This window comes from Pseudomonas sp. FP2338 (assembly GCF_030687515.1).
GTDB classification, from domain to species: Bacteria; Pseudomonadota; Gammaproteobacteria; order Pseudomonadales; family Pseudomonadaceae; genus Aquipseudomonas; species Aquipseudomonas salomonii.
Window position 1 is genome coordinate 2,490,590 of the sequence record NZ_CP117436.1, and the last position, 25,442, is coordinate 2,516,031.

Genomic DNA, 25,442 nt, shown 5'->3' on the forward strand with positions numbered 1-25,442 from the left:
GTGTTGGCTGTCCCACCGCATTCGCGAGCAAGCCCGCTCCCACATTTTTGATGAGTGTCCGGCTCAGCGATTGGCGAGGTTGGCCAATTGCGAACCTTGCACATACCGTTCCAGATTCGCCAGGAACGTATCGGCAATCTCCTGCTTGCTGTTGGTCGAAATCGCCGAGGTATGCGGCGACAACCGCACCCGCGCATGGCTGTACAACGGGTGCCCCGGCGGCAGTGGCTCGGGTTCGGTCACATCCAGCGAGGCCAGGCCGATCTGACCGTTATCCAAGGCTTCCAGCAGGGCCTCCTGATCCAGCAAACCACCGCGTGCAATGTTGATCAGGTGCAATCCCGGCTTGGCGCTGCCGAGCACATCACGGTCGACAATATGCCGCGTGGCCTCGGTGAGCGGTGCCGCCAGCACCAGGTGGTCGGCGCGGGCGAACAGGTCGTGGATGTCCTTGGCGGCCTCAACATGTTCCACCTCAAAGGGCGCCTGGCGCAGGCGCAGCGCAACCACGTTGATCCCCAAGGCCAGGGCTTTTTGCGCCAGGCTTTTGCCGATCGCACCAAAGCCGAGAATGCCCAATGTGCTGCCCTTGAGCGGGCGCATGGCGGTGAATGTCCACTGGGCATCCTTCACCCAAATAGCCGGCAAATGCTTGGCCGCCGCAAAGATCGCCGCCAGGGCGAACTCGGCAAGGTTATCGGCGGCGCTGCCCCGTGAGGTGGTCACCGGCGGGCCGTTGAACAGCCACTGCGGGTAGAAGTCGATGCCCGACGACACCAGGTGCACCCATTGCGCGCCATACGGCCAGCCCGGCGGCGGGGTATCGGGCGCGGTGTAGCCGCGCACGTTGATCGGGCGCAGCAGCAGGATATTGGCCTGGGGCGGCAGGTCGCTGGGCACGCCGGCCGGCACGCCGATGACCTGGGCCTGGGGGTGGATCGAGGCAAGGCGTTCGCGCAGTACCTCGTTGTAGTCTTCGTCCAGCTGGCTGGCGATAATCACCTGACTCATGAGCGTTCCTTATTCACTGTTGCGCACGTTGAGCGAACACCGCTTTACCCACACCTTGCAGCACTGCGTCGTTCTGCGGGGTATGCACGCGGCTGCACAGCACGTCGCGGTAATGCCGTTGCAGCGGGCTATGGCGCGACAGGCCAGGGTTGCCCGAGGCTTCGATGGCAAGCTCTACGGCGCGGATCGCATTGCCGGTCACCAGGTATTTAAGCTGCGCCGCATTGGCGGCTGGCGTGTGGCCCTGGGCGGCGGCATCGAGCAGGCTGCGGTTGGCGAACAGCAGGGTGTCGATATGGCCGACGGTTTCCTGAAAACGCGGCAGGCTCGACAGCGCGGCGCCGAGGTTGGACGGCTTGCGCTGCTCCAGCCAATTCACCAGCCAGTCCCGCGCAGCCTGGGCCACGGCGTCATACACCGACGACAGCAGCACCGACATCCACAGGAACCCGTCGCCATCCAGCTCAGGCTGCGGTGCGCTCCAGGGGCTCACGCTGACGGCATGGTCCAGCGGCACCAGGACGTTATCGAGCACCACGTCGTGGCTGCAGGTGGCGCGCATGCCCAGGTGGTCCCAGGTGTCGATGATGCTCACACCAGGGCTGTTTTTCGGCACCAGCCAGGCGCCCACCAGCGGGTCGGCATCATCACTGCGCGCCCACACGCTGAACCAGCTCAGGCCGTGGCTGCCGGTGGAATAAATCTTGCGGCCGCTGATGCGCCAGCCGTCGGCGGTGCGCACCGCCGTGGTCGCCGGCAGCCCGCCATGGGCCGGGGTGCCGAGGTCGGGTTCGACGCGCAGCGCATTGATCAACGCTCCGTTGCGCACGGCGTCTTCGGCGACTTGCACGCGCAGGTGCTGTGGCCAGGTTTTGCTGTCTTGCAGGCGTGTGTGCTGCAGGTACTGCATCACCAGAATCAGCGCGGTAGACGGCTCGCCCCTGGCAATTGCGCTGATGGCTTTGCGCGCCTGCGCCAAGCTGGCGCCGCCACCGCCCAGGGCCTTGGGCACGGTGAGGGCGACCAGGCCATGTTCATGCAGCTGCTTGAAGTTGGCGTGGGGGAAGGCGCCGCTTTCGTCATACAGGTGCGCGGTGCTGGCCAGCTCGGCGCTGAGGCGTTCGAGCAGGGCGTCGAATTGCGCGACTTCCACGGAGCGTAAAGACGGTTGAGTCATAAGTCTGTACTCGGTCAAAAATGTGGGAGCGGGCTTGCTCGCGAATGCGGTGGGTCAGTCAATTCACCTGTAACTGTCCCACCGCATTCGCGAGCAAGCCCGCTCCCACAGGGGATAGCGTTTAAGCCCGTGCTTTCAGGGGTGTTTCAATCACGCTGTACCGATTGGTCGGCACCTCCAGCCCCAGGTTGTCGCGCAAGGTCTGGCCGTTGTATTCGCGCCGAAACAGCCCGCGTTGTTGCAACACCGGCACCACCAGTTCGGTGAAGTACTGCAAGCCATCCGGCAGTACCGAGTTGATGATGAAACCATCGCTGGCGCCGGACTCGAACCAGGTTTGAATCGCATCGGCGACCTGCTCCGGGGTACCGACAAAATCGCGCTTGGGCCGCGAAAAGCGCAAGGCCACTTCGCGCAGGGTCAGGCCTTCGTCCCTGGCCAGTTGCTTGATACGGTCGGAACCGCCTTTCTGGCTGTTGCTGCCCAGGTCGCCAAGCTCCGGGAAGGGGGCGTCCAGTGGGTATTGGCTGAAGTCGTGGTCGTTGAAGGGGCGGCCCAGCGCCACAATCGCATCTTCGACGGTGACCAGGTCCACGGCCTGCTGATAACGGCTTTCCACCTCGGCGGCATCGCGCCCGACAATCGGGCGAATGCCCGGCAAAATCGACAGGCTCGCCGCATCACGGCCAAAACCCTTGGCGCGGCGTTTTAAATCAGCCGAGTAAGCCTTGCCTTCTTCGAGCGTCTCCACATGCACAAAAATCGCATCGGAATGCTCGGCGGCGAAGTTGCGCCCATCTTCAGAGGTGCCCGCCTGAAAAATCACTGGCTGGCCCTGACGCGAGCGGGCGATGTTCAGCGGGCCTTTGACCGAGAAAAATTCGCCCTTGTGGTTCAGCGCGTGCAGCTTGTCGGGGGTGAAAAATTCGCCGCTCTGCTTGTTGTAGGCAAAGGCGTCGTCTTCCCAGGAATCCCACAGGCCCTTGACCACGTTCAAGTGTTCCTTGGCGATGCGGTAGCGCACGGCGTGGGGCGGGTGCTCGGCTTTGCCGAAGTTGTCGGCGGTGCCGCTCAGCCACGAGGTGACCACGTTCCAGCCGGCGCGGCCGCCGCTGATATGGTCCAAAGAGGCGAACTGGCGCGCCACCTGGTAGGGCTCGGTGTAGCTGACGGTCACGGTGGCGACCAGGCCGATATGGGTGGTCAACGCGGCGAGGGCCGAGAGAATGGTCAGCGGCTCGAAACGGTTGAGGTAGTGCGGGCTGGATTTGGCGTGAATGTGCAGGCTGTCGGCGATAAACACGAAGTCGAACTTGGCCGCTTCGGCCAGTTCAGTTTGTTGTTTATAGAAGCCAAAGTTGGTACTGGCATTCGGTTGCGCCTGCGGATGGCGCCATTCGCCCCAGCCGTGACCGACACCGTGGACCATAGCGCCCAGTTTCAGATGACGTGGCGTGCTCATAGGCGGCTCCTTGCTTAGCGCGATGCTTGGGAAGTGGGAAAACGTTCGGCGTTAAAGCTGGTGTCGAAACCCTGGGACACGTCGATGCGCTTGGGCAGCAGGCCTTCTTGCTGATAGGTGTCGGCGGTGGCTTGCAGGCCCTTGATCACGCTGTCGTCAATCACCACGGGGTTCAGTTGCGTGTCTTTGGCCACCTCCAGGTGCACTGCCAAGGGCAGGCCGGTAATTTTCGCTTGGGCAGCGGCGTATTCATCCGGGTGTTTATTGGCCCAGGCGTAGGCACGGTCGACGCGGGCCACGAAGTCATCCAGTTGCGGGCGTTTGTCGGCGATCGCTTGGCTGGTGGCGGCGAAATACAGGTGGTTGCTCAACAACTGCTTGCCGCTGACCAGGACCCGGGCGTGGCTTTGTGAGGTGACCACCGTGGTGTAGGGGTCCCATGTCGCCCAGGCATCGACGGTGCCGTTATCGAGTACCAGCCGGGATTCAGCGGGCAACAGAAAAATGAATTGCACATCCTTGCTCGTCAGGCCCGCGCCGGCCAAGGCCCTGATCGCCAGGTAGTGCCCGATGGAGCCGCGCCCGGTGACGATTTTCTTGCCCTTGAGGTCGGCGGCCGTCTTGATCGGCGAGTCCTTGGGCACCACCAGGGCGGTGGTGTTGCGCCCTTCGGCGTGAATGATGCTGACCACTTTGAGCGCGGCCCCGGCGCCCAAGGCGAACACATACGGCGCATCGCCGAGGGCGCCGATATCGACGGCACCGGCGTTCAGGGCTTCGCCCAGCGGCGAGGCGGAAGGGAACTCCGACCACTGGATTTGATAGGGCACGTTTTTGGTTTCGCCCGAGGCCTCCAGCAGCGCCTTGATCGTGGATTTCTGGTTGGCCACCCGCAGCGGTTGCAAGTCGGCGGCGTGTGCAGTGCTGATCAGGCCAAGGGCCAGGGCGCTGCTCAGGAGCAGGTGTTTGAAGGGCGTGCTAAAGACCATGATGGATAAATCCCAGGCAAATTGAAAAAGTGTGGGTTACCTCCGCCTGGCAAGGGGTCGGTGCGGCCTGCCCCGGTGTGGGGCAGGCGTGAAGGTGGTTCAGATCACGTAGAAACCGTGGGTGCCATCGCGTGCCAGCTGGTCGACCAGGCCGAATTCCCAGTCCAGATACGCCTGCATGGCTTCTTTCGGGCTGTCGGTGCCTTCGTACGGGCGGCGATAGCGGTCGATACGCGGTGACGCGAGATGGGTTTCGCCTTCTTCCAGCGGCAGTTTTTCGGCGATCCAGTTAAGCGTGCCCCCTTGCAACAGGAACACCGGCTTGCCGGTGATGGCTTCGACTTCGGCGACCGCCAGGCGCGCCAGTTGGCTGGTGCCGCAGGTCAGCACATAACGTTCGGCGGGCGGCACCTTGGCCAGGGCCTGGGGCAATTGCGCACGCAAGACCCAGAAGGCACCGGGGATATGGCGTTTGACGTAGTTGACGCTGGGGGTGAAATCCAGCACCGCCGTGTCGCCATGGGGCAGCCACTCGGCCAGGGTGTGGGGGCTGATCAGTTCGGCCTGCAAGGGCGCCGGCACCGGCGCGACCCACGCCCCGTGCTCGCTGAAGTTCGCCGCTTGCAGGTCGTCCAGCACGTACACCTCCCAGCCCAGTTGCGCGAGCCATGAGGCGGACATATTGGCCCGCACGCCATCGTCATCGGCCAGCACCAAGCGCGCTCCGCGCACGCTGGCCACATGGTCGGTTTCCTGCACCAGCTGGCCGCCGGGTGTGGAACGCGCGCCCGGCAAATGGCCGGCTTCGAATTCCTCCGGCGTGCGCACATCGAACAGGTACGTGGTGCGGGTCGCTGCCTGCTGCCAGTTGTGCAGGTCGGCTAACGTGGCGCGGCCAACCCGCGCCTTGTCGGCCACCCGGCGCGCATCCTGTGCGGCGATCTGGCGGTGTTCTTCGCGGGTAGGTGCAAAGCGCCGCGCTTGGCCATGGGCGAGTTTCTGCCCGGCCAGGGTCCAGCCGATGGTGCCGTTGCGCAGTGCCGATACCGGGTTGGCGATGCCTGAGTTGATCAGCGACTGCGTGCCGATAATGCTGCGGGTGCGCCCGGCGCAGTTGACGATGATGCGGGTGGCCGGGTCCGGCGCCAGTTCACGGGCGCGCAGTACCAGTTCGGCACCCGGCACGCTGATGCCGGTGGGAATGCTCATGGTCTGGTATTCGTCGAAGCGGCGCGCGTCGAGCACCACCACATCGGCCTGGCTGTCGAGCAGGGCCTGCACTTCTTCGGCGGCCAAAGACGGCGTGTGGCGCTCGCTCTCCACCAACTCGCCGAAGGCTTTGCTCGGTACGTTGACGTCGATAAACAGCTCGCCACCGGCACGGCGCCAACCATCCAGGCCGCCTTCGAGCAGGCTGACCTGGGTGTAGCCCAACGCAATCAGGCGCGCGGCGGCACGTTCGGCCAACCCTTCGCCATTGTCGTAGACCGTCACTTGGGTATCGCGACGGGGAATGCGCGCATACACCTCCAGCTCCAGCTTGGACAGCGGGATATTCGCAGCGAACAGCGGGTGCGACTCGGCAAAGGGCGCTTCTTCGCGCACGTCGACCAAGGCGACTTCTTCACGGTCCAACAGGGCCTGGCGAATCTGGGCGAAGCTGCGGTTCGATACGGTGGTCATAGGGCAGGGCTCTTATCTTTGGACAAATCCCAGATGTTCGGGAGGTAGGCGTTGGAATAACCGGAGATAAACAGTTTCTCGCTGCCGTCGGGCTGGTACACCGCGCGGCGCACGGCACCAATATTGGCGCCGTACACGTGAATGCTGATCGACACCTGGTCACTGTGGGCATTGCTGACTTGATGGATATCACCGACTTTGGGCGACACCGCCTCAACCTGGCCGGGCAGCAGTTGAACCGGTGTGCCTTCGGCCACCAGGCTGCCATCGGGCGCCCGTTCAAAACTTTGGGAAAACTCCGCACCGCGCAACATGCCGATCAGGCCCCACACCCGATGGTCGTGAATCGGCGTGCGCTGGCCCGGCCCCCAGACAAAGCTGACGATGCTGAAACGCTGGCGCGAATCGGCATGCAGCAAAAACTGCTGGTAGCGCTCGGGGTCGGGTTGGGCGTACTCGTCGGGCAGCCAGTCGTCATGGCTGACCAGTTGCGCCAATAGCTTGCCGCCACGGTGCAACAGGTCGCCTTCGCGTGGGTTGCCGTCGATCAGTTCCGCCAGGGCGCCTATAAAGGCTCTGAGTCTTTCGGGGTGTCGGGACTGGGTCATGGCAATTCCATCATGGCGGTTATGGGGATGGCGTGATGGGTTTATATAAGCATAATGTTTATAGTTAATATGCTATTTTTTAATGATTAGCTTATAGCTTTAGGTAATTTAGAACCGGTCTGAATAGCGTTAGACGTTATCGATCACAGCGCAGGCTATCCAGACAGCCGTGCGGCAACTATGCTTGCCACACATCTTAATGACTGTTCTCTATGTGCGGCCCAAATGAAAATTGACGATATCGATGCCTTTGTCGAAGTGATTCGTTGCCAGTCCATCAGCCACGCCGCGGAGTCGTTGCAGTTGACTCAGCCGGCCATCACCCGCCGCGTGCAGAACTTCGAGCAGGCGCTGGGCGTGGAGCTGTTCGACCGCAACACCAAGCCGCTCAAACCTACGCTGATCGGCACCCGTGTGTATGAACAATGCCGGCTGATCCTGCGCGAGATGGATGCCTTGCGTGAGCTGGTAGCCACCGATGCACCGCCCACCGGCGTGTTGCGCCTGGGTGTGCCGCAGACCATCGGCGATGTGGTGCTGCTGGATGCGCTCAAGCACCTGCGCAGCGAATACCCCGACTTGCGCGCCCAGGTCGCCACGGGGTGGGGCAGCCAACTGGTCGGCAAGATCGAGCGCGGCGAGCTCGATGCGGCGGTGGCGTTGTTTCCGGCGGGCAAGATATTCCCGGACAACATCGTCGGTGAGTCCATCGGCAAGATGGAACTGGTGGTGGTGTGTGCCAAGGCACAGCTGCCGAAAAAGCCCTGCAAGTTGGCCGATGTGTACCAGGGCGGCTGGATTCTCAACCCGGATGGCTGTGGTTTCCGTGCCGGCTTGCAGCGCACCTTGTCCGACCAGGGCTTGGCGCTGCGGGTGAACCTGGAAACCTTCGGCACAGAGTTGCAACTGGGCCTGGTGGCGGACGGCCTGGGCCTGGGGCTGGTGCCACGCCCGCTGTTGGAGCGCAGCGCGCACCTTGAGCAACTGGCAGTGGTGCCGCTCAAGGACTTTAAACCGGTGATGGATTTGTGGCTGATCTCCCCGCACTTCCTGGGCAACCTGCAGGGGCCGGTGGATGCGTTTGGGACGCTGGTGGCGGCGTCGTTGCACAAGATTCGCAATGCTGCTTGAGGCTGAGGGGGGGCGGTTTGTCGGTGTACATATCCGTTGCTGCGGTCACGGCTTCTATTGGTTCCGCTCTTACAGCGGGTCACTTTTGGCAAACGCCCGGAATGCCGGCCCAGCCAAAAGTAACCAAAAGGTCTGTGCCCCACCACTCGGTGCCTCGCCTAGGCTCGGCATGCCCTCACTCCGGCTTGAATCCGTGGGCCGCCGCGATGGGCCATCCTTGGCCCAGCGCGGCTAACCCGGCGTCCTGCCGGGTTACCCACGGATTCAAGCCTGCGTTCGGCCATCGTGGTTGACGGGGCGCCTCAGATCAAAATCAAGATCAAGATCTACAGCACGGCGGCCTGAAAGCCGACCTGAGTGGTTGAAGCAAAAGCCAGATCAAGTGCAAAGCAACAGCCTGTCTACCTGATGCAACATAGTCTAACTGTGGGAGCGGGCTTGCTCGCGAAAGCGGTGGGTCAGTCAATTCATCTGTCACTGACCCACCGCTTTCGCGAGCAAGTCCGCTCCCACAGTTGATCGCATGCAGTTTTGAATATGAGGTCGGCTGTGGATTTGCATGCACTGAAGAGCTGCTTTTCTGTGGGAGCTGGCTTGCCTGCGATGCAGACACCTTGGTGTGTCAGGTACACCAAGTTGATGCCATCGCAGCGGTGCGACGACTCGACAAGCCAGCTCCCACCTTTGACCGAGTATGGCTCTGCTGTTGCTGTTGCTGTTGCTGTTGCTGTTGCTGTTGCTGTTGCTGTTGCTGTTGCAGTGGCCCTTAAATCCTTTTCGATGACGAAGTCAGCGGTCTTTTGATCTGCGCTTTTGATCTTGATCTGAAATCGCCCCCCCAAATCACTGTCGGATTGCGGGCATGCCGAGCCACAGCGAGGCACCGAGTGTTGGGGCGAGGACCTTTTGGTTACTTTTGCGTCCTTGCAAAAGTGACCCGCCGTCAGGGCGGAACCCTAAGTCGCCATCACCCAAATAACGGATATGTACACCACCAACAAGCCGCCATCGCAGGCAAGCCAGCTCCCACATTGGTCGCGTCTAGTCCCCACCCTTTTCATAAAAAAAAATAATAATTAGCTTAGATTAAAATGTGCTTTTTATTATTTTTGGCCATCCCCTAGGCTGACTGGAAGTCCTTAAGGCCATCCAGGAAGTTTTGCCATGAGCAGCGTCACCTCGCTTTCCAGTGTTTCCAGTAACGTCCGCCAGCGCGTCACGCCAGAAGAGTGGGAGGTGCGCGTCAAGCTGGCGGCGGCCTATCGGCTGGCGGCGTTGTACAAATGGACCGACCATATCTACACACACTTCTCCGCCCGTGTGCCGGGGCCGGATGAGCATTTCCTGATCAACGCCTACGGGCTGTTGTTTGATGAAATCAACGCGTCCAACCTGGTCAAGGTCGACCTCGACGGCACGATTGTCGACGACCCGACCGGCCTGGGTATCAACTACGCAGGTTACGTGATCCACAGCGCCATCCACGGCGCGCGCCATGACTTGCAAGCGGTGTTGCACACCCATACGCGTGACGGCATTGCGGTGTCGGCACAGAAGGATGGCCTGCTGCCGATCTCCCAGCACGCCATCGCGTTCTCCGGGCGCGTGGCCTATCACGGTTATGAAGGCGTGGCGCTGGACCTGGATGAGCGCGAGCGGTTGGTGGCTGACTTGGGCGACAAGAGTGTGATGATTTTGCGCAACCACGGGCTGTTGACTGCTGGCATCAGCGTGGAACACGCCTTCCAGCAACTGCAAGGGCTGGAGCGCGCGTGCACTATCCAGATCGCGGCGCAGGCAGGCGGCAATGCCGAGCTTATCTTCCCGCCGGCAGAGGTGGTGGCCAAGGTGGAGGAGCAGGCCAAGGTGTTCAGCAATGGCGCAGGGCCGGGCGTGGCGCGGCATTGGAATGCGTTGATTCGGCAGTTGGAGCGTACGGATACCGACTACAAAAACTGAACCCATGCTTGACGCCAAACTCCTGTGGGAGCTGGCTTGCCTGCGATGGCGGTATAACAGTCAAGATTGATGTCGACTGAGACACCGCTATCGCAGGCAAGCCAGCTCCCACAGTTGATCAGCTCTCACATGGGTTTTGTGGTGTGATTAGGCGACCTGTTTGGCCTGTTCACGCTCGGCGACCAGCTGGCGGGTCAGTGGGATCAGCCGCTTGCCGTAGTCGATCGCATCATTGAGCGGGTCGAACCCGCGTATCAGGAAGGTGGTGATACCCAGGTCGTAGTAGTCCAGCAACGCCTCCGCGACTTGTTCGGCGGTGCCGACCAATGAAGTGGAGTTGCCCTGCGCGCCCAGCAACCCGGCGATCCCGGTCCACAGGCGCTTGTCCAGGCGCGAACCCTGCGCCGCCGCTGCCAGCAAGCGGCGCGAGCCTTCGTTGGGTGGCTCGCGGCGCACGAAGCCCTGTTTGTCAGCCAGTGCCGTCGCCTGCTGCAAGATCGTCTCGGCGCGTGCCCAGGCCAGCTCCTCGGTTTCTGCGAGGATCGGGCGCAACGACAAGCTGAAGCGAATCGTGCGCCCGTGCTTGGCCGCTTCTGCTCGCACCTGGGTCACCACTTCGCGCACTTGCTCGTAGGTTTCACCCCACAGTGCATACACGTCGGCATGCTTGCCGGCTACCGCAATCGCGGCCGCTGAAGAGCCACCGAAATACAGCGGGATATGCGGCTGCTGCGGCGACTTTACCGTCGAATGCGCGCCTTCGACCTGGTAGTAGGTGCCTTTGAAATCGAAAGGCTGCTCATGGGTCCATTCCTGGCGCACCACGCTGAGGTATTCGTCGGTGCGTGCGTAACGTTCGTCCTTGCCGATATGGCTGCCATCGGCGCGCAGTTCACGGTCATCGCCGCCGGTGATGATATGCACGGCTGTGCGCCCGCCGTTGAACACGTCCAGGGTCGCGAACTGGCGTGCGGCCAGGGTGGGTTGGGCAAAACCCGGGCGATGGGCGATCAGGAACTGCAGTTTTTGGGTCACGCTGGCGGCATGCGCGGCGATCAGCGTGCTGTCCGGGCTGTTGGAATGAAACGCCACCAATGCGCGGTCAAAGCCGGCCGCTTCGTGGGCGCGGGCCACGGTTTCGACGTAATCCGGTTGCAGGGTAGGGCCGCTGCGCGGGTGAATCTCGGAAGCGTGATGGCCGCCGATGTAACCGATAAATTCGATGCTCATGGTCTGTCCTTGTCGTTTGCGCGATTAACACCTCCTCCGGGCGTGGGGTCGGTCACTCGGGTCAAAAGTAAGGGCAGTGGCGGGGTCTGTAAAATGCCTGTTGGTTCTAACCTAATTATAAAAAAACAGAATTATCATGCGTATATGTTATTAAAGCTGTGCATTCAATGTGGCAAGCCTGCTCGCCACAGAACAGTGTGCTAAAAACTTAAACGAATCTCGGCACACAAGCCACCCTCAGCCCGATTACTCAAGGTCAGCGAGCCGCCGATCGCCACCGCCAGTTGCTGGGCAATCGCCAACCCCAGCCCGGTGCCGCCGGTGCCGCGATTGCGTGAGCTTTCCACCCGATAGAATGGCTGCAACACCTGCGCCAGTTCGCCTTCGGCAATTCCCGGTCCTCGGTCCAACACCTTGATCGACAGCTGCCCATCCGCTGCGCAGCCGACTTCCAGCTCGGCGTTGCCGGCGAATTTAAGGGCGTTGTCCACCAGGTTCACCAACACGCGGCGCAGCGCGTGGGGGCGAGTGTCGAGGATCAGCGCGCTTTTGCCGCGCAGGCTGACCTGCTTTTGCATGTCCTGATAGTCAAACACCAGGCTGTCGAGAAAGGCGTCCAGGTCAATGCGGTGGCTGGCCTCGGTGGCGCCGTGAACGCTGCGCGCATACGCCACGCCCTCACGCACCAGGTGCTCCATTTCACTCAGGTCGCTCCACAGTTTTTCGCGGTCGGCGCTGTCATCCATAAACTCGGCGCGCAGTTTCATGCGGGTGATCGGCGTTTGCAGGTCGTGGGAAATCGCGGCGAGGATCTGCATGCGTTCCTTGAGGTATTCGGCAATGCGCTGTTGCATGGCATTGAACGCTGCGGCGGCATGCGCGACTTCACTCGGGCCGGTTTCGTCCAGGGGCGTGGGGTGGGCGTTCGGGTCGAGGGTTTCGACCGCACGCGCCAGGCGTGTCAGCGGGCGCACGGCCAGGCGCACCGCAACCCAGGTGCAGCCGAGCAGCAGCGCCAGTTGCAGCACCAGCACCACCGGCAACCAATAGGCTACAGTCGGGGCGGCGGGGCGTACGTCGAGGGTGATCGGGTTGCCATCGGCCAGGGTCAGGTGCACCTGGAAGTGTTTTTGGATGCCCGCAATATCGCGAAAGGTCAGGGCGTAGTGCTCGCCCAGAGCGTCCGCAATCGAGGTGGCGGCCATTGGCACGTCATTGCTGCTCATCGGTTCACCGGCCTCGCCGGCGTTGAGCAAGTAGCGGTAATTCTGCCGGTCGAGACGCGCCAGCCAACTGGCGCGCTCGTTGGCGGGCAGGCGGTCGAGGATGGCCACCGAGGTGGACACGTCGTTTTCCAGATTGCCGAGCATCACCGTGCGCGCGCTGATGTAGCGCTCGTAGAACTGCGCACTGAATGACAACCCATGAGCACACACCAGGCTGATCAAAAAAATCAGCGACAGCTGGGACGCCAGTGTGCGCGGCCAGCCAACCCGCCATGGCTTCATTGCTCGGCCCCGAGGATTTGCACCGGCAGTGAAAACACATAACCTTCGCTGCGCACGGTTTTGATATAGGCCGGTTCGCGGGCGTCATCCAGCAAGCGTTGACGCAAGCGGCTCACCAGCAGGTCGATGGAGCGATCGAACAGGTCGGCGTCACGCCCCTGGGTCAGGTTCAGCAATTGGTCGCGATTCAGCACGCGCTGCGGGTGGTCGAGAAACACCCGCAACAGGCGGTATTCGGCGCCGCTCAGAGCCACCAGGGTGTCGTCCTCGTCGAGCAGATGGCGGGCGGTGGTGTCCAGGCGCCAGCGGCCAAAGCGGATCAGCCGCCCGGTTTCACTCACCACCAGGTTCGGTGGCAGCATGCGGGTGCGCCGCAGTACGGCGTTGATGCGCGCGAGCAGTTCACGCGCGGCGAACGGCTTGACCAGGTAATCATCGGCGCCCATTTCCAGGCCGATGATGCGGTCGGTTTCATCGTTGCGCGCCGTGAGCATCAGCACCGGCGTGGCTTTGTGCTTGCCCACCCGCAGTTCGCGGCACAGCTGCAAGCCGTCGTCGCCGGGCATCATGATATCCAGCACGATCAGGTCCACGGGCGTGGTGTCGAGGAAGCTGCGCATCTGGCGGCCGTCGGCAACCACGGTGGTGCGCATGCCGTTTTTTTTCAGGTAATTGCCCACCAGTTCGCGGATTTCCCGGTCGTCATCGACGATCAGAATGTGATCGACATGATCCATGCTGCCTTCCTCGTTAAATACTCTTGGGGCGCAGTCTAGCCATCGCCGCAGGCTTTGCCTTGTGCCCTTTGTATTGCAGTGTATCTGGCGCTGACCAGATACACGGCGAAGCAAAAATCAGTGGCGCACGGCCTTGAGCAACAGTGCCTCGAACACCCGCTGGGCGCGCGGCTCATCAGTGTGGGCGACATTGAAACGCATCGAATTGAGGTGCGCCGGGTCGTAGCCGAACAGCGCGCCCGGCGCCAGCACCAGGCTGCGTTTCAACGCCTCCTGGGCCAGCAGTTCACCGTTTACCCCATCGGGCAGGCGCGCCCAGATAAACATCCCGCCTTCATACGCCATCGGCAGCTCGCAGCCGCAGCGCTTGAGCCATTGCTCGACGCGCCCGCCAGACTCCATCAAGCGCTGGACCATACGCTTGCGGTGCTTGGCGTAGCTGCCTTCGCTGAGCATGCGGTAGACGATTTGCTCGAACAGCTCCGAGGTCACGCCGCCGCTCATCAGCTTCATGTTGGTGAGGTTGGCGGCCAGTTGCGGCGCGGCCACCACGTAGCTGACGCGGGTGTTGGCGCTGAGGATCTTGGAGAACCCGGACAGGTAGGTGACCTGATCCAGCCCGGCGAGGGCGGCCAGGCGCGGCGGCGGGTTGGGGTGCAGGTCGCCGTAGAGGTCGTCCTCGACGATGTGGCAATGGTACTGCTGGGTCAGTTGCAGCAGGCGAAACGCCTGGCCGGGGCTGAAGGAATGGCCGGTGGGGTTATGCAGCACGCTGGTGGTGAGGTACAGGCTGGGGCGGTGTTCGGCCAGCAGCTGTTCGAGGGCAGCAAAGTCAAAGCCGTCGGGGCGCCGCTCGATGGTCACCACTTTGACCCCGTGCAGGGCCAGGTTGGCGTGGAAGTTGAAGTAGCACGGCGCGTCCAGCAGCACCGTGTCGCCGGGGCGCGCGAGCAGGCGCATAAGCATGTCCAGGCCCTGCACGGTGTTGGGTGTGGTGATGATCTGTTCCACCGGCACCGACAGGCCCTCGCCGTGCAGCTTTTGTTGCAGGGCCTGGCGCAAGGGCAGCAGCCCGGCCGGTGTGCCCAGGCCGGCAATTCGCAGTGACGGCGCACGCACCACGCTGCGCATCGTTTGGCGGATGGCCTCGCCGTTCAACCAGTCCTCCGGCAAGTGCCCGCCACCGGGGCGCAGCTCGCCGCTGGCGGTGACCAGCGGGCGGCGCAGCACGCTGAGCAGGTCTTGGGGCAGCAGGTCGACCCAGGTCGCGGCGGCCGGGCGTGCGGTTTCCATCGCCACAAAATAGCCGCGGCCCTGGCTTGAGGTCAGCAGGTGGCGCCCGCGCAGGCGGTCCAGCGCTTCGTTGAGGGTGAACTTGCTGACGCCCAGGGTCTGGGTCAGCTCACGCACCGACGGCAACTTGCTGCCGGGTGCCCATTCACCGCCCTCGATGGCCTGGCTGAAGGCGTCGACGATCTGCTGCACCTTGGGCGTGCCTTCCACAAAAGCGATGGCGGATACAAACATAAACCTTCCTTGTCTTTGCCGGTGCTTTTACCGGTGAAGTTAGGCCGGATTAGGCACCACTTTACCTGCCTTGTGCAATGACGCTGCCCTAGACTGCGCGCCATCTCGCCGGAAATTGGCGAAGTCTCTTACACGCGAGCAATGGATTTCGCATTCTCATGAAGACTTATATGTGCGCACCCTGCGGTTTTATGTACGTAGAAGAATTGGGTATTCCGGAGGACGGAATCCCGGCTGGCACCCCTTGGGAAGAGGTGCCGGAAGACTGGACATGCCCTGACTGCGGCGTGACCAAGGCCGACTTCATGGCCATTGAACTTTAACCCTCCATCAACGAAAGGAATCGCTCCATGGAAAGCAAACTGATCAACCCCACCGTACCGTTCTGCACCGGCGTGGCGCACCAGAAATACCTCAGCGCCGAAAAAGGCCTGCAAACCGCCATCGAGGGCGACTGCACCCATTGGTACATCGACGGCAGCCTGTTCGGCGAGATGGTCGACGACTGGACCGATGCGCGCATTGAAAGCCTGCAGGCGCAAATCGCGGCCACCGGCGTCACGCCGATCTTCCACGGCAACTTCAAGGCGCCGCTGGGCAGTGATGTCGAGGCGTTCCGCGCGGCGGCGGTGGACTACGTGAAAAAAGAGATTGATATCGCCAGCCGCCTCGGCGCGCCGTTGATCATCCACGGCGGCTGCATCGTCGAGCCAAAAATGGTGCTGATGGCCAAGAAGGTTGCGCTGGAACACTACCTCAAGTCGGTCCAGGAACTGGCGAGCTACGCCGAGGCCAAGGGCACGGATATCTACCTGGAGAACCTGTCCAACTACGTCAACTACCGGCCGTTTCACTACATCTTTACCCATGAGGCCGAATACGCCTTTGTGTTCGAGCGCCTGCAGGCCCATGGCAACGTGTACTTCTTCCTGGATGCTGGCCACGCCAACATCGAGAACGGCCTGCCGGCCGAAGTGGTGCGCAAGTATCACCACTTGATCAAGGGCATTTCCTTCAGCAACAACAATGGCGTGCAGGATCAGCACTTCGGCATTCATGACGGCAACTGTGATTACGCCGACGTGGTGCAGGCCATCGTTGAAACCAACTGGAAGGGCCTGGTGGCGTTCGAAACCCGCAACCAGACCGCCAAGGCCGCTCTGGCCGACCTGGCGCTGATGTACCGCGAATCCCTGACCACTGAAATTGCCGTCGCCTGACAGGCCCAGGGGCGCGAGCTTTAAGCGCGCCCCGTTGTTGTTTTTATCACTCCAAGGTTCTGGCCCCATGACAAGTGCGTTAACGCTGTCTTCGTTTCTCTACTTCCTGCTGTTTTGCGCCACCATGACCTTCAGCCCCGGCCCCATGACCCTGCTGCTATTAAGCCTGGGTTTGAAGGACGGCTTGCGCAGCTCGATCCCGGCGCAGATCGGCGCGAGTGTGTCCTACCTGATTTCCATCCTGATCTTTGCCGTAGGCTTTTCGGAACTGATCAAGGGCAACCTCGCCATTACCCAGACCATCCAGTTTGTCGGCGTGGCTTATATTCTGTACCTGGCCTACAAGCAGTGGACCAGCAGCGGTGTGTCGATCAACCAGGGCGGCGCCGTGGAAGGCTCGCGCAGCCTGTTCGGCAAGGGTTTGCTCACCGGGTTTTCCAACCCCAAGACCATCATCATGTTCAGCGCGGTGTTCCCGCAGTTTGCAGGGGCAGGCGAGCACAGCTCGGCGGCGGATATCGCCATCCTCGGGCTGACGTTTCTGACCCTGCAGTTTGCCAGTGGCTGCCTGTACTGCTATTTCGGCCAGCGTATCAAGCACGTGCTGGAAAACCCCAAGCGCCGGGTGCTGTTGCAACGGATCACCGCGGTGCTGCTATTGGGTGTTGCCTTGATGCTGGCGCGCGGGTTTTCGCACTGAAGTATTAGCAGGTAAGCAGTAGTGGCGCTTTGACGTTACCCTGATAGACTCCAGGCAATCATTCAGGATTGCCGCCACCATGCCAGCCGCCGGAGGAAATGGACTTCCGCTCGCTTCGCGCCTGTTCAAATCGCGGCTCTTGGGGCTGACGCTCGGTTTTGTCTGCGTGGTCTTTGGCATGTACCCCTTGCACCCGTCGCTGTGGGTGTGGGCCTGGATGCTGATTAACGCCTTTGTGTGGCCGCACGTGGCCTACCAGTGGTCGCGCCGGGCGAGCAACTCGCTGCGCAGCGAACGGCGTAATTTACTCTTCGATTCGTTTTGCGGCGGGTTCTGGGTCGGTGCCATGCACTTCAACCCGCTGCCCAGCGTGACCACGCTGTCGATGATGAGCATGAACAACGTCGCCATCGGCGGGCCGCGCTTTATGCTCGCCGGCTGGGTGGCGCAGGGGCTGGGCATCGGCGCCGCGCTGCTGCTGTTCGCGCCGGCGTTTGTCGCGGTGACCAGCGAGGCGCAGTTGTATGCGTGCCTGCCGATCCTGATGCTGTATCCCCTGGCGCTGGGCTGGATCTGCTACCGCCAGGCCGTGACCCTGGCCCGCCACAAGCGCGAGTTATTGGCCTTGAGCCGCACCGACAGCCTGTCCGGCCTGCTCAATCACGGCGCCTGGAAGGACCATCTGGAAATCGAGTTTCAACGTTGCCGCCGTGAACAGGTGGGCGCGGCCATTGCGCTGATCGATATCGACCATTTCAAGACCATCAACGACACCTACGGGCACGTCACCGGCGACATCGTACTGCGCCAACTCAGCAAGGTGTTGCGCCAGAACCTGCGCGCGTCCGACCTGGCCGGGCGCTATGGTGGCGACGAGTTCTGTGTGATTTTGCCGGGCATGCCGCTCAACCGCGCCACCGAGGTGATGGACGCTTTGCGTGACCGCTTCAGTGCACTGGCCTATGCGCAAGACCCGACCCTGCGCGCCAGCTTGAGCATTGGCCTGGCGCTGTACCAGCCGGCGCACGCCGACTCCACCCGTTGGCTCAACGATGCCGACCAGGCGCTGTATGAGGCCAAGAGCAGCGGGCGCAACCGCGTCAGTTCGGTGCAAGGCAGTTGGTTACGCTCGGTTTAGTGGGGTAGGGTAGCGCAGCACCTCCCCACAACAACAAGGATCGGTCCATGCTCTTCACCTTCTCCCGTACCCTTCTGGCCGCCACCCTGGCTTTGTCCTTCGCCGTGCCGGCCTACAGCGCCGAACCCCACAAGCAAATCCAGGCGGATGCCGAACAGTACAAGGCCGAGGCCCTGAAACTGCTCGAGCGCCTGGTGAATATTGACTCGGGGTCTGGCTACGAGCCGGGCCTGACCCAAGTGCGCGACATCGCCGTGGATGAGCTCAAGCAGCTCGGTTTCAGCATTGAACTGGTGCCGGACAAAGCGGCCAACAACAGCCATGTGATCGCCACCCTCAAAGGCACCGGCAAAGCCAAAATCCTGCTGATGGCGCACATGGACACCGTGTTCAAGGAAGGCTCGGCCGCCGAGCGCCCGTTTCATATCAAGGATGGTCGCGCCTACGGCCCCGGCGTGATGGATGACAAGGGCGGCATCGTCGCCGGCATCTACGCGCTCAAAGTCCTGAAAAACCAGGGCTTCAAGGACTACGCGCAAATCACCTTCCTGCTCGACGCCAGCGAAGAAACCGGCTCAGAAGCCGCCTCCGAACTGATCCGCAAAACCGCCAAGGCCCACGACGTAACCTTGAACCTGGAACCCGGCCGCCCAGCTGACGGCCTGGTGGTATGGCGCAAAGGCAGCGCCACTGCGGTGGTCGAAGTCAAAGGCAAAGCCGCCCACGCCGGCGTCGCCCCCGAACTGGGCCGCAACGCTGCGATGGAGGCGGCGCACCAGATCCTGCAGTTGGGCAAACTCGGCGATGAAGAGAAGAAAACCACCATCAACTTCACCGTGATCAAGGCCGGCGACCGCACCAACGTCATCCCCGACCAAGCCACCGCCAAAGCCGACGTGCGCGCAGCGCTGCCTGAAGAGTTCGATCGAATCGAAAAAGACCTGGCACGGGTGTCAGCCAATAAGTTGATCCCCGACACCGAAGTGAAGACCAGCCTGCTGCGCGGCCTGCCGCCGATGCCACAGACGCCGGAGTCGGACAAATTGGTCGCGATTGCCCAGGGGATCTATGGCGAATTGGGTCGTAAGTTGACCATTGAAGGCAGCGGCGGGGCCGCAGACGCGAGCTTGTCGGCTGGGGTCGGGACGCCGACGTTGGATGGGTTTGGGATTGTGGGTGGGAATATCCATACGCCGGAGGAATATGCCGAGGTGGAGAGCGTGGCGCCACGGGTTTATTTGTTGAGTCGGATGATTATGGAGCTGTCGAAGCGGTAATAAGGCGGCTCACCTGGTTACTCTGGGTGAGCTGGCTTTGTGGCTGGCAAGCTAGGCTATTTTGTGGTGAGCGAGGTTTTCGTTGTAAGTGAGGTTTTTGTGGCGAGCGAGCTTGCTCGCGCTGGGCTGCGTAGCAGCCCCAAAACCGTTACCCCCGATATGCCAGGAAAAACGCGGCGCCCTCATTGGGACCGCTTCGCGGTCCAGCGCGAGCAAGCTCGCTCGCCACAGGGGGAGTGGGCCAGTGAGAACGGTGGTGTGCTTACCATGTTGATGGGTCTTCCAGGCTGGCTTTTTGGAGGTCGCATTTTCCACACTCATTCGTCGTAGGCTATTTTGTGGTGAGCGAGGTTTTCGTTGTAAGTGAGGTTTTTGTGGCGAGCGAGCTTGCTCGCGCTGGGCTGCGCAGCAGCCCCAAAACTGTTACCCCCGATATGCCAGGAAAAACGCGGCGCCCTCATTGGGACCGCTTCGCGGTCCAGCGCGAGCAAGCTCGCTCGCCACAGGGGGAGTGGGCCAGTGAGAAAGGTGGTGTGCTTACCATGTTGATGGGTCTTCCTGGCTGGCTTTTTGGAGGTCGCATTTTCCACACTCATTCGTCGTAGGCTATTTTGTGGTGAGCGAGGTTTTCGTTGTAAGTGATGTTTTTGTGGCGAGCGAGCTTGCTCGCGCTGGGCTGCGCAGCAGCCCCAAAACCGTTACCCCCGATATGCCAGGAAAAACGCGTCGCCCTCGTTGGGACCGCTTCGCGGTCCAGCGCGAGCAAGCTCGCTCGCCACAGGGGGAGTGGGCCAGTGAGAAAGGTGGTGTGCCTACCATGTTGATGGGTCTTCCAGGCTGGCTTTTTGGAGGTCGTCTTTCCATACCTCGTTGGCTAGTCGGTGAATGTCTGCGAAGAAACCGCGGGGGTTTACTATTTCTGTTTCGTCCCAGGCCATCGTTATGTACTCGTCATAATCACTCTCAAATTCTCTAGTGAAGTTAAAATCAGGCGAATCTAGAGCTTCCTTGAGCGTCGATATCAGTACGAAGCGATGTCTGTAAGAAAGATACATTAGGTCTTTTAAAATGAACTCGATAATGATTGTTTTTCTATCTTTTTCATCGTTTGGATCATGTTTCCATAGTGCTTCGCCGACGGTGTCTTCAAGGTCGTAAATCGATAGCGCTCCTAATATATGAGAAATGCTGGGAATGTAGGGTATGTCCATGAAAGGAGACTTCAACATTGGCTGCTTACTTAGGAAATGCGGTGAATGGTCGAGTTGGGTTGTTTTTATCAAATCTGATTTCAGCTCTATCCATGTTTTCTATATATTTTGGGTTTTTTGGGTTTTTGCTGTTAGGTTTGTAACCTCGACCTGCTCCAGGCAATTCAACTATAACCACAGGATTGCCCTGTTTGTCGAAACCTGTCGGTGATGGCGAATCGCCCTGCATTTTACCTAGGGCCTTGTTTATAGCGTGGAGTTGCATTTTCCAAGTTTTAAATTGAGAGCTTGAATTTATCGGCTCTTTCTTGCCTGTGGTTGGGTTTGTACCGTCTATAGAGCGTTGTTTTAAAGCGTGGTCTGGTATTTCGGGGCCGTGCTTTTCAGTGGCATGCATGTTGTATTTTTTTTCCCAGCTCAACACTCTATGCTTGGCATTCGACTCTGTTAGTTCACCTATTCTTGCCTGTCGTTCAGCTCTCGCCAAGTGAGGCAGAGCAGGTACTCCGTCATCAACGTTTGGCTTGGGCGGTTCTACAGTCGCATTGGGTTTGCATCCACCGCTGCCAGGACAATTACTCAGCCCCAGCGGATCCACCCACCCCGTAGGATTAGGCACATACCGGTACGCGTTAATCCCACCCGCCAGCTTCACCGGATCCGGCGTCAGGTAACGACCAATATCTGGATTGTAGTAGCGATGGCGGTTGTAGTGCAGCCCGCTTTCCGCATCAAAATATTGGCCCTGAAAACGCAGCGGGTTGTCGATTTTCCTGACGTCTAGACGGGCTATTTCCCCATAGGCGCGGTAGTGCGCGGACCAGACGATTTCGCCTTCGGGGTTTGTCAGTTCCTGCGGGGTGCCGAGGTGGTCGAGTTGGTAGTGGAAGGGCTTGGTGTCTTCAGGCCCAAAGCCTTCCAGCAGTGCCAACGGGCGAAAACTGTCTGGTTCGTAGATATAGCTGCGATGCCGATCCGCGTGGTGTTCAGCTACCAGCTTGTCGCCTTGCCAGAAAAACTCCGTGGTTTTTCCGTCCACCGTTTTGCTGATCCGCCGCCCAAACGGGTCATAGCGATAGCTGGCGGTTTGCCCATTGGGCTGTGTGATCCCTATCAACCGATGCTGGCAGTCGTAGCGGTACTTGGTGACGAGTTGATGGCCCTTGCCACGCCGCTGGCGGATCAGATTGCCGAAGGCGTCATAGTCATAATGATGATCGCCTTGGATCATCAACCGATTCCCGGCCACGATGTCCGGGCCGGGGCGGTCTTGCATGAGCAGGTTGCCGGCCGGGTCGTGGCCGAAGCGTTCCTGTAGGTCTTGCGAGTGATCGGCGCGGGTCAGGCGGGCGAGGGGGTCGTAGTGGTAGTGGTGTTCGCCTTTGCGGGTGTCGAGCAGGCGCGTGAGGTTGCCGGTGTTGTCGTAGTCGTATTGGCGTTGGTAGAGCGTGTGTTGCTGTTGGCTGACGGCGTGGGCGTGCAGGCGGTTTTGGTCGTCGTAGTGGTAGTGGCTGAGGAGCTGGCCCTGCTGGCGTTGGTGTTCGCGGCCGGTTTTGAACAGGTGGGAGGTGAGGGTTTCGCCGTTCAGTTCGACGGTGGAAAGGTGGCCGCCTTTGTCGTGGTTGAACACCAGCCGGTTATTGTCCGGCAGGCGCAGTTTGTGCAGTTGGCCGCAGGCGTCATAGCCATAACGCAAAGTGCCCCAGCCTTGGTGTTCGGCGGTGAGGCGGTTTTGTGGATCGTATTCGTAGGCCAGCGCCCAGTGGCCGTCGTTGACGCTGAGGAGATTGCCTTGGCGGTCGTAGGCATAGTCGACAATATTGCCGTCTGGCAGGGTTTTTCTTACGAGGCGGCCGGCGTGGTCTCGCTTGTAGCGGGTAACGAGCTGACTGCCGTCGTCGCCGTGTTCGGTTTTCTCCGCCAGGTTGCCGTTGAGGTCATACACGTAGGCCGTGCGCTGGCCATCAAAACCGATTTCCTGCTGGATCAGGCCGTTGGGGTGGTAATCGAGCCGGTAGGTTTCGCCTGCCTCGTTCTCGATTGAGGTCAGCAGCAGGCGCGCATTGTCGTAGCGGTACTTGACGTGGGTGCCATCGGCGTTGATACGGCGGCTGATCAGGTGCAGGCCGTCGGCGTATTCGTAACGGGTGACGTGGCCGAGTTCGTCGTGTTCGGCGGTGATTTTTCCGTAGGCGTTGTAGCTGTATTCGCGTGTTGCGCCGCCTGGAAGTACGACGCGAATCAACCGACCCACGCTGTCCCACTGATACTGGGTCAGCGCTCCCTGTTCATCCTCGCGGGCAACCTGCCGACCAAGGTCGTCATAACGATAACGCTTGATACCCCCATTGGGCAGCAGCTCCTCAAGCAACTGCCCGCGCTCATTCCAGACCAGCCGATGGCAACTGTTGTCGGGAAACCAAACCCCCGTCAGCTGCCCATATTTGTTGTAGCTGTAGTCCGTAATAGTGCCGTCAGGATCGGTCTTGCGAATGACGTCGCCCTGATCGTTACGCTCGTATTTCCAAACGGCGAGCCCACGCCTTACGACCCGCACGAAACCGTTGTCATGCTCGTAGGACGTCGGCTCATCGTCCCCCGGAAACAGCGCCACCAAACGTCCGGCGTCGTCGTACTGATACGCCGTCACCGCCCCGAGCGGATCCTGCTCAACTGTCAGCCGGCCCTTGGCGTCATAGGATTTGAAGTGTTCAGCGCCGCCCGGATCAATGCGCTGCACCAGGCGTGCGCGGTCATCGTGGACGTAAACTTCCCGGCTGCCATCAGCGTTATGCACCGTGACACGGCCGTCATCGCCCCAGGCATAGCGCGTATCCATCTGCGAAAAGCTGGCCCAGTGCCGAACACACCGCGCCGCCTTGCCAGCCCGTTCCCATGCCCAAAAGAAGCTCGCCCCACCGGCCAGCCCGCGTTCAAGAATGACGTGCTGCTCGTCGTAGCGATAAACCTCGCTTTCGCCTACAGCATTGGTCGCGGAAACCAGTCGGCCAAGGTCGTCATAGGCGTAGGAAACAACCTTCTGCTCCGTCACCCATTCGAAGGGTTCATGCCCTTTGGCCCGATGAACCTGATAGTCCACCGCCACAATGCGGCCCAACTCGTACCGCAGAAACAGCGAGCGCCCCACACCGTTATCCAGCCGCTCAACCCGCCCCAAACGATCGTGAAAAACTCGCAGCCGGTTGTCATATGCATCGCTGATGGCGGTCAGCACACCCTCTTGAAAGTGGTAGAACCGCGACGCCTGGGCCAGCACCAGTTCATCGGGCAATTCACCCAAATAGATCGCCGCTTCAGCCAAGCTATTGGTAATCGCCGGTCGAGCAGCGGAGGGCAGCACAAACTCAGTGCGGCGATTCTCATGATCGGTCCACACCACCGACTCACCGGAAACAGAAAGCCTGTGCGCCAGCGAATGGCTCCAGCCAAACCCAAGCCCGCAATCCACTTCCACCGCACTGGTGCGATACAGCCGTGTCCATTCAAACGGCAAAATCCCGTCCAGCGTGCCATCGGTGAGGGTCAGCAATTCCTCGCCGGTAACCATGGACACCGGGCAACCGTGGGTGACAGTTTTGTCCGCAGGTGCCGCCGCATCGCCATTCAGGTTCTTGCCCGAAGCCGGCACATCATCCACAGGTTCCTGGCGCACCAATGCGGTCTGTTGCGTCTTGCCGCGCACCGCCGGCACGGGGTTGGCAACCAACTGGTCCCCAGCCTTCAACGGGGCAACCGGCACGGTCTTGATCGGCGTCTGGCCACTGCCCAGCAAGATCGGCTTGGCCGCCTCGACATGCTCACCCAAGCGAGATTTACCGAATTGCCCGGCCAGTCGCTCCAACCACTCACGCGCACGCCGAGACTTGATGCCGCCCAGCACCTGGGCGCTCATGCGTATCGCAATCCCCATACCGCCCGTGGCCAGGGCCAGCAACAGGTTGATCAGCACGTCGGCGCTGATCTCACCCAGCAACTCGTTCATGTAGGCAGGCGGCAACAACCGCATCCAACTGACCATGGCCGACAGGTAGATAAACAGCAGCGGCTCATCGCTGAGCACCAACAGGCCTTTTGCAAGCGCCTCGGCGCTGACATTCAGCAGCTGTTCAAACTCGGCCTGGGACAGGTAACTCAGCAGCTTTTCAGCGTTGTCCAGCGGGTGTGCAAGCCACTCAAACAGCTGCTTGAGGCTGTCCCAGAGTGAGTACAGCGCCTCGCCAAACCCTTTGGCATAAGCCTGGTCCAGCATGAGATAGCGCTTGAGGACATTGGCCTCGGAGTAGTCCTGCCACAGTGGTGCAAATGTGCCGCTCCACTCGCTGCGCAGCCAGCCTTCCAGCGGCGCGATCACCGACTGATAGGAGGCATACAGCGCTTTGAAGTGTTCGCTGGAAACGTTGGGGTAAAAATTGACCCGGTACTGCTGGTTGCGATCACACTCGGTGATTTCGAGAATGCCGCTGGGGCCGATGGTCTTGTGGATCGGCTCGCCCAATGGGCCGCCGTTGGGGGCGACGCGTTGCAGCACCACCGGCGTATTGCCGATGGGCACAAAGCGCGCGCTTTGGAACATGTGCACCAGAGTCAACGTACCGTTGGCCTGGCAGGTGGCGACGGTAGTGCTTGGAATGATCGAACGGTCGATCGGCGCCACCAGCGCCACTTCGTCACCGACCTTGAACACCTGTTCGACGTCCAGCGCTGAAAAGCTGAAAAAGCTTTCTGCCCAGGCATCGTAGGTATTGAGGCAGCGTCTGAAATCGCCGAGAACGGACTCGACGTCCCGCGTCTTCGAATCCATGGCCGCCAGCACCAACAGGCCAATGGTCTGGCCGGTGGCGGCGATCAAAAGA

General features: G+C 60.9%; 19 protein-coding genes. 7 read left to right on the forward strand and 12 right to left on the reverse strand.

The annotated features are described in order from the left end of the window. Positions 1–63: 63 nt before the first annotated feature. From PSH96_RS11480 to PSH96_RS11505, 6 genes are all read right to left on the reverse strand, one after another. Positions 64–1,011, reverse strand: coding sequence for a D-isomer specific 2-hydroxyacid dehydrogenase family protein (locus PSH96_RS11480; RefSeq protein ID WP_305459324.1), 948 nt, complete (start codon positions 1,009–1,011; stop codon positions 64–66). A 13-nt stretch (positions 1,012–1,024) separates the two neighbouring features. Continuing rightward, a complete protein-coding gene (locus tag PSH96_RS11485; RefSeq protein ID WP_305459325.1) occupies positions 1,025–2,188 on the reverse strand; it encodes an acyl-CoA dehydrogenase family protein in 1,164 nt (387 codons plus the stop codon). 121 nt (positions 2,189–2,309) lie between these two features. After that, a complete protein-coding gene (locus PSH96_RS11490; protein ID WP_305459326.1) occupies positions 2,310–3,650 on the reverse strand; it encodes an LLM class flavin-dependent oxidoreductase in 1,341 nt (446 codons plus the stop codon). Between the two features lie 14 nt (positions 3,651–3,664). Beyond that, positions 3,665–4,639 carry an ABC transporter substrate-binding protein gene (locus tag PSH96_RS11495; protein WP_305459329.1) on the reverse strand — a complete coding sequence of 325 codons (975 nt, stop codon included), beginning with the start codon at positions 4,637–4,639 and terminating at the stop codon, positions 3,665–3,667. A gap of 99 nt (positions 4,640–4,738) precedes the next feature. Further along, positions 4,739–6,322 carry a rhodanese-related sulfurtransferase gene (locus PSH96_RS11500; protein WP_305459330.1) on the reverse strand — a complete coding sequence of 528 codons (1,584 nt, stop codon included), beginning with the start codon at positions 6,320–6,322 and terminating at the stop codon, positions 4,739–4,741. Further along, complete coding sequence (locus PSH96_RS11505) at positions 6,319–6,930, reverse strand: cysteine dioxygenase (protein ID WP_305459331.1); 612 nt, start codon at positions 6,928–6,930, stop codon at positions 6,319–6,321. Before PSH96_RS11505 ends, PSH96_RS11500 begins: the two co-directional genes overlap by 4 nt. 225 nt (positions 6,931–7,155) lie before the next feature. Here PSH96_RS11505 and PSH96_RS11510 point away from each other — a divergent pair, with 225 nt between their 5' ends. Further along, positions 7,156–8,061 (forward strand): LysR family transcriptional regulator, encoded by a 906-nt coding sequence (locus PSH96_RS11510; RefSeq protein WP_305459334.1) that lies wholly within the window; start codon positions 7,156–7,158, stop codon positions 8,059–8,061. Positions 8,062–9,225: 1,164 nt separating this feature from the next. Further along, on the forward strand, positions 9,226–10,020 hold the full coding sequence (locus PSH96_RS11515; protein ID WP_065911077.1) for a class II aldolase/adducin family protein: 795 nt from the start codon (positions 9,226–9,228) through the stop codon (positions 10,018–10,020). Between the two features lie 147 nt (positions 10,021–10,167). Here the strand turns inward: PSH96_RS11515 and PSH96_RS11520 are convergent, their stop codons facing one another. The 4 genes from PSH96_RS11520 to PSH96_RS11535 all read right to left on the reverse strand — a co-directional run bounded on the left by PSH96_RS11520 (position 10,168) and on the right by PSH96_RS11535 (position 15,022). Next, positions 10,168–11,250: an LLM class flavin-dependent oxidoreductase gene (locus PSH96_RS11520; RefSeq protein ID WP_305459336.1), complete on the reverse strand. Its 1,083-nt coding sequence runs from the start codon at positions 11,248–11,250 to the stop codon at positions 10,168–10,170. Between the two features lie 200 nt (positions 11,251–11,450). Beyond that, positions 11,451–12,758 carry an ATP-binding protein gene (locus PSH96_RS11525; protein WP_305459338.1) on the reverse strand — a complete coding sequence of 436 codons (1,308 nt, stop codon included), beginning with the start codon at positions 12,756–12,758 and terminating at the stop codon, positions 11,451–11,453. Further along, positions 12,755–13,495, reverse strand: a complete 741-nt coding sequence (locus PSH96_RS11530; protein WP_056857883.1) for a response regulator — start codon at positions 13,493–13,495, stop codon at positions 12,755–12,757. Before PSH96_RS11530 ends, PSH96_RS11525 begins: the two co-directional genes overlap by 4 nt. Positions 13,496–13,612: 117 nt before the next feature. Next, positions 13,613–15,022, reverse strand: coding sequence for a PLP-dependent aminotransferase family protein (locus tag PSH96_RS11535; protein ID WP_056857882.1), 1,410 nt, complete (start codon positions 15,020–15,022; stop codon positions 13,613–13,615). 158 nt (positions 15,023–15,180) lie between these two features. On the opposite strand from PSH96_RS11535, the gene PSH96_RS11540 reads away from it, so the two are divergent. From PSH96_RS11540 to PSH96_RS11560, 5 genes are all read left to right on the forward strand, one after another. Beyond that, positions 15,181–15,345, forward strand: a complete 165-nt coding sequence (locus PSH96_RS11540; RefSeq protein ID WP_016968943.1) for a rubredoxin — start codon at positions 15,181–15,183, stop codon at positions 15,343–15,345. Between the two features lie 27 nt (positions 15,346–15,372). Beyond that, a complete protein-coding gene (locus PSH96_RS11545; RefSeq protein ID WP_305459341.1) occupies positions 15,373–16,242 on the forward strand; it encodes a sugar phosphate isomerase/epimerase in 870 nt (289 codons plus the stop codon). 67 nt (positions 16,243–16,309) lie between these two features. After that, positions 16,310–16,942: a LysE family translocator gene (locus PSH96_RS11550; RefSeq protein ID WP_017137772.1), complete on the forward strand. Its 633-nt coding sequence runs from the start codon at positions 16,310–16,312 to the stop codon at positions 16,940–16,942. A gap of 79 nt (positions 16,943–17,021) precedes the next feature. Further along, positions 17,022–18,080 carry a diguanylate cyclase gene (locus PSH96_RS11555; protein ID WP_305459344.1) on the forward strand — a complete coding sequence of 353 codons (1,059 nt, stop codon included), beginning with the start codon at positions 17,022–17,024 and terminating at the stop codon, positions 18,078–18,080. Between the two features lie 47 nt (positions 18,081–18,127). After that, positions 18,128–19,357, forward strand: coding sequence for a M20/M25/M40 family metallo-hydrolase (locus PSH96_RS11560; RefSeq protein WP_069785847.1), 1,230 nt, complete (start codon positions 18,128–18,130; stop codon positions 19,355–19,357). An 812-nt stretch (positions 19,358–20,169) separates the two neighbouring features. Here PSH96_RS11560 and PSH96_RS11565 read toward each other — a convergent pair. Continuing rightward, positions 20,170–20,568, reverse strand: a complete 399-nt coding sequence (locus PSH96_RS11565; protein WP_370694335.1) for a hypothetical protein — start codon at positions 20,566–20,568, stop codon at positions 20,170–20,172. Positions 20,569–20,593: 25 nt separating this feature from the next. Continuing rightward, on the reverse strand, positions 20,594–25,390 hold the full coding sequence (locus PSH96_RS11570; RefSeq protein WP_305460045.1) for an RHS repeat-associated core domain-containing protein: 4,797 nt from the start codon (positions 25,388–25,390) through the stop codon (positions 20,594–20,596). Positions 25,391–25,442: the final 52 nt, after the last annotated feature.

Coding starts and splice junctions, on each gene's coding strand:
- PSH96_RS11520 (WP_305459336.1), bottom strand. CDS start 11,250: ATGAGCATCGAATTTATCGGTTACATCGGCGGCCATCACGCTTCCGAG.
- PSH96_RS11550 (WP_017137772.1), top strand. CDS start 16,310: ATGACAAGTGCGTTAACGCTGTCTTCGTTTCTCTACTTCCTGCTGTTT.
- PSH96_RS11490 (WP_305459326.1), bottom strand. CDS start 3,650: ATGAGCACGCCACGTCATCTGAAACTGGGCGCTATGGTCCACGGTGTC.
- PSH96_RS11570 (WP_305460045.1), bottom strand. CDS start 25,390: ATGGATTCGAAGACGCGGGACGTCGAGTCCGTTCTCGGCGATTTCAGA.
- PSH96_RS11540 (WP_016968943.1), top strand. CDS start 15,181: ATGAAGACTTATATGTGCGCACCCTGCGGTTTTATGTACGTAGAAGAA.
- PSH96_RS11555 (WP_305459344.1), top strand. CDS start 17,022: ATGCCAGCCGCCGGAGGAAATGGACTTCCGCTCGCTTCGCGCCTGTTC.
- PSH96_RS11495 (WP_305459329.1), bottom strand. CDS start 4,639: ATGGTCTTTAGCACGCCCTTCAAACACCTGCTCCTGAGCAGCGCCCTG.
- PSH96_RS11500 (WP_305459330.1), bottom strand. CDS start 6,322: ATGACCACCGTATCGAACCGCAGCTTCGCCCAGATTCGCCAGGCCCTG.
- PSH96_RS11525 (WP_305459338.1), bottom strand. CDS start 12,758: ATGAAGCCATGGCGGGTTGGCTGGCCGCGCACACTGGCGTCCCAGCTG.
- PSH96_RS11535 (WP_056857882.1), bottom strand. CDS start 15,022: ATGTTTGTATCCGCCATCGCTTTTGTGGAAGGCACGCCCAAGGTGCAG.
- PSH96_RS11560 (WP_069785847.1), top strand. CDS start 18,128: ATGCTCTTCACCTTCTCCCGTACCCTTCTGGCCGCCACCCTGGCTTTG.
- PSH96_RS11565 (WP_370694335.1), bottom strand. CDS start 20,568: ATGGACATACCCTACATTCCCAGCATTTCTCATATATTAGGAGCGCTA.
- PSH96_RS11485 (WP_305459325.1), bottom strand. CDS start 2,188: ATGACTCAACCGTCTTTACGCTCCGTGGAAGTCGCGCAATTCGACGCC.
- PSH96_RS11510 (WP_305459334.1), top strand. CDS start 7,156: ATGAAAATTGACGATATCGATGCCTTTGTCGAAGTGATTCGTTGCCAG.
- PSH96_RS11530 (WP_056857883.1), bottom strand. CDS start 13,495: ATGGATCATGTCGATCACATTCTGATCGTCGATGACGACCGGGAAATC.
- PSH96_RS11480 (WP_305459324.1), bottom strand. CDS start 1,011: ATGAGTCAGGTGATTATCGCCAGCCAGCTGGACGAAGACTACAACGAG.
- PSH96_RS11505 (WP_305459331.1), bottom strand. CDS start 6,930: ATGACCCAGTCCCGACACCCCGAAAGACTCAGAGCCTTTATAGGCGCC.
- PSH96_RS11515 (WP_065911077.1), top strand. CDS start 9,226: ATGAGCAGCGTCACCTCGCTTTCCAGTGTTTCCAGTAACGTCCGCCAG.
- PSH96_RS11545 (WP_305459341.1), top strand. CDS start 15,373: ATGGAAAGCAAACTGATCAACCCCACCGTACCGTTCTGCACCGGCGTG.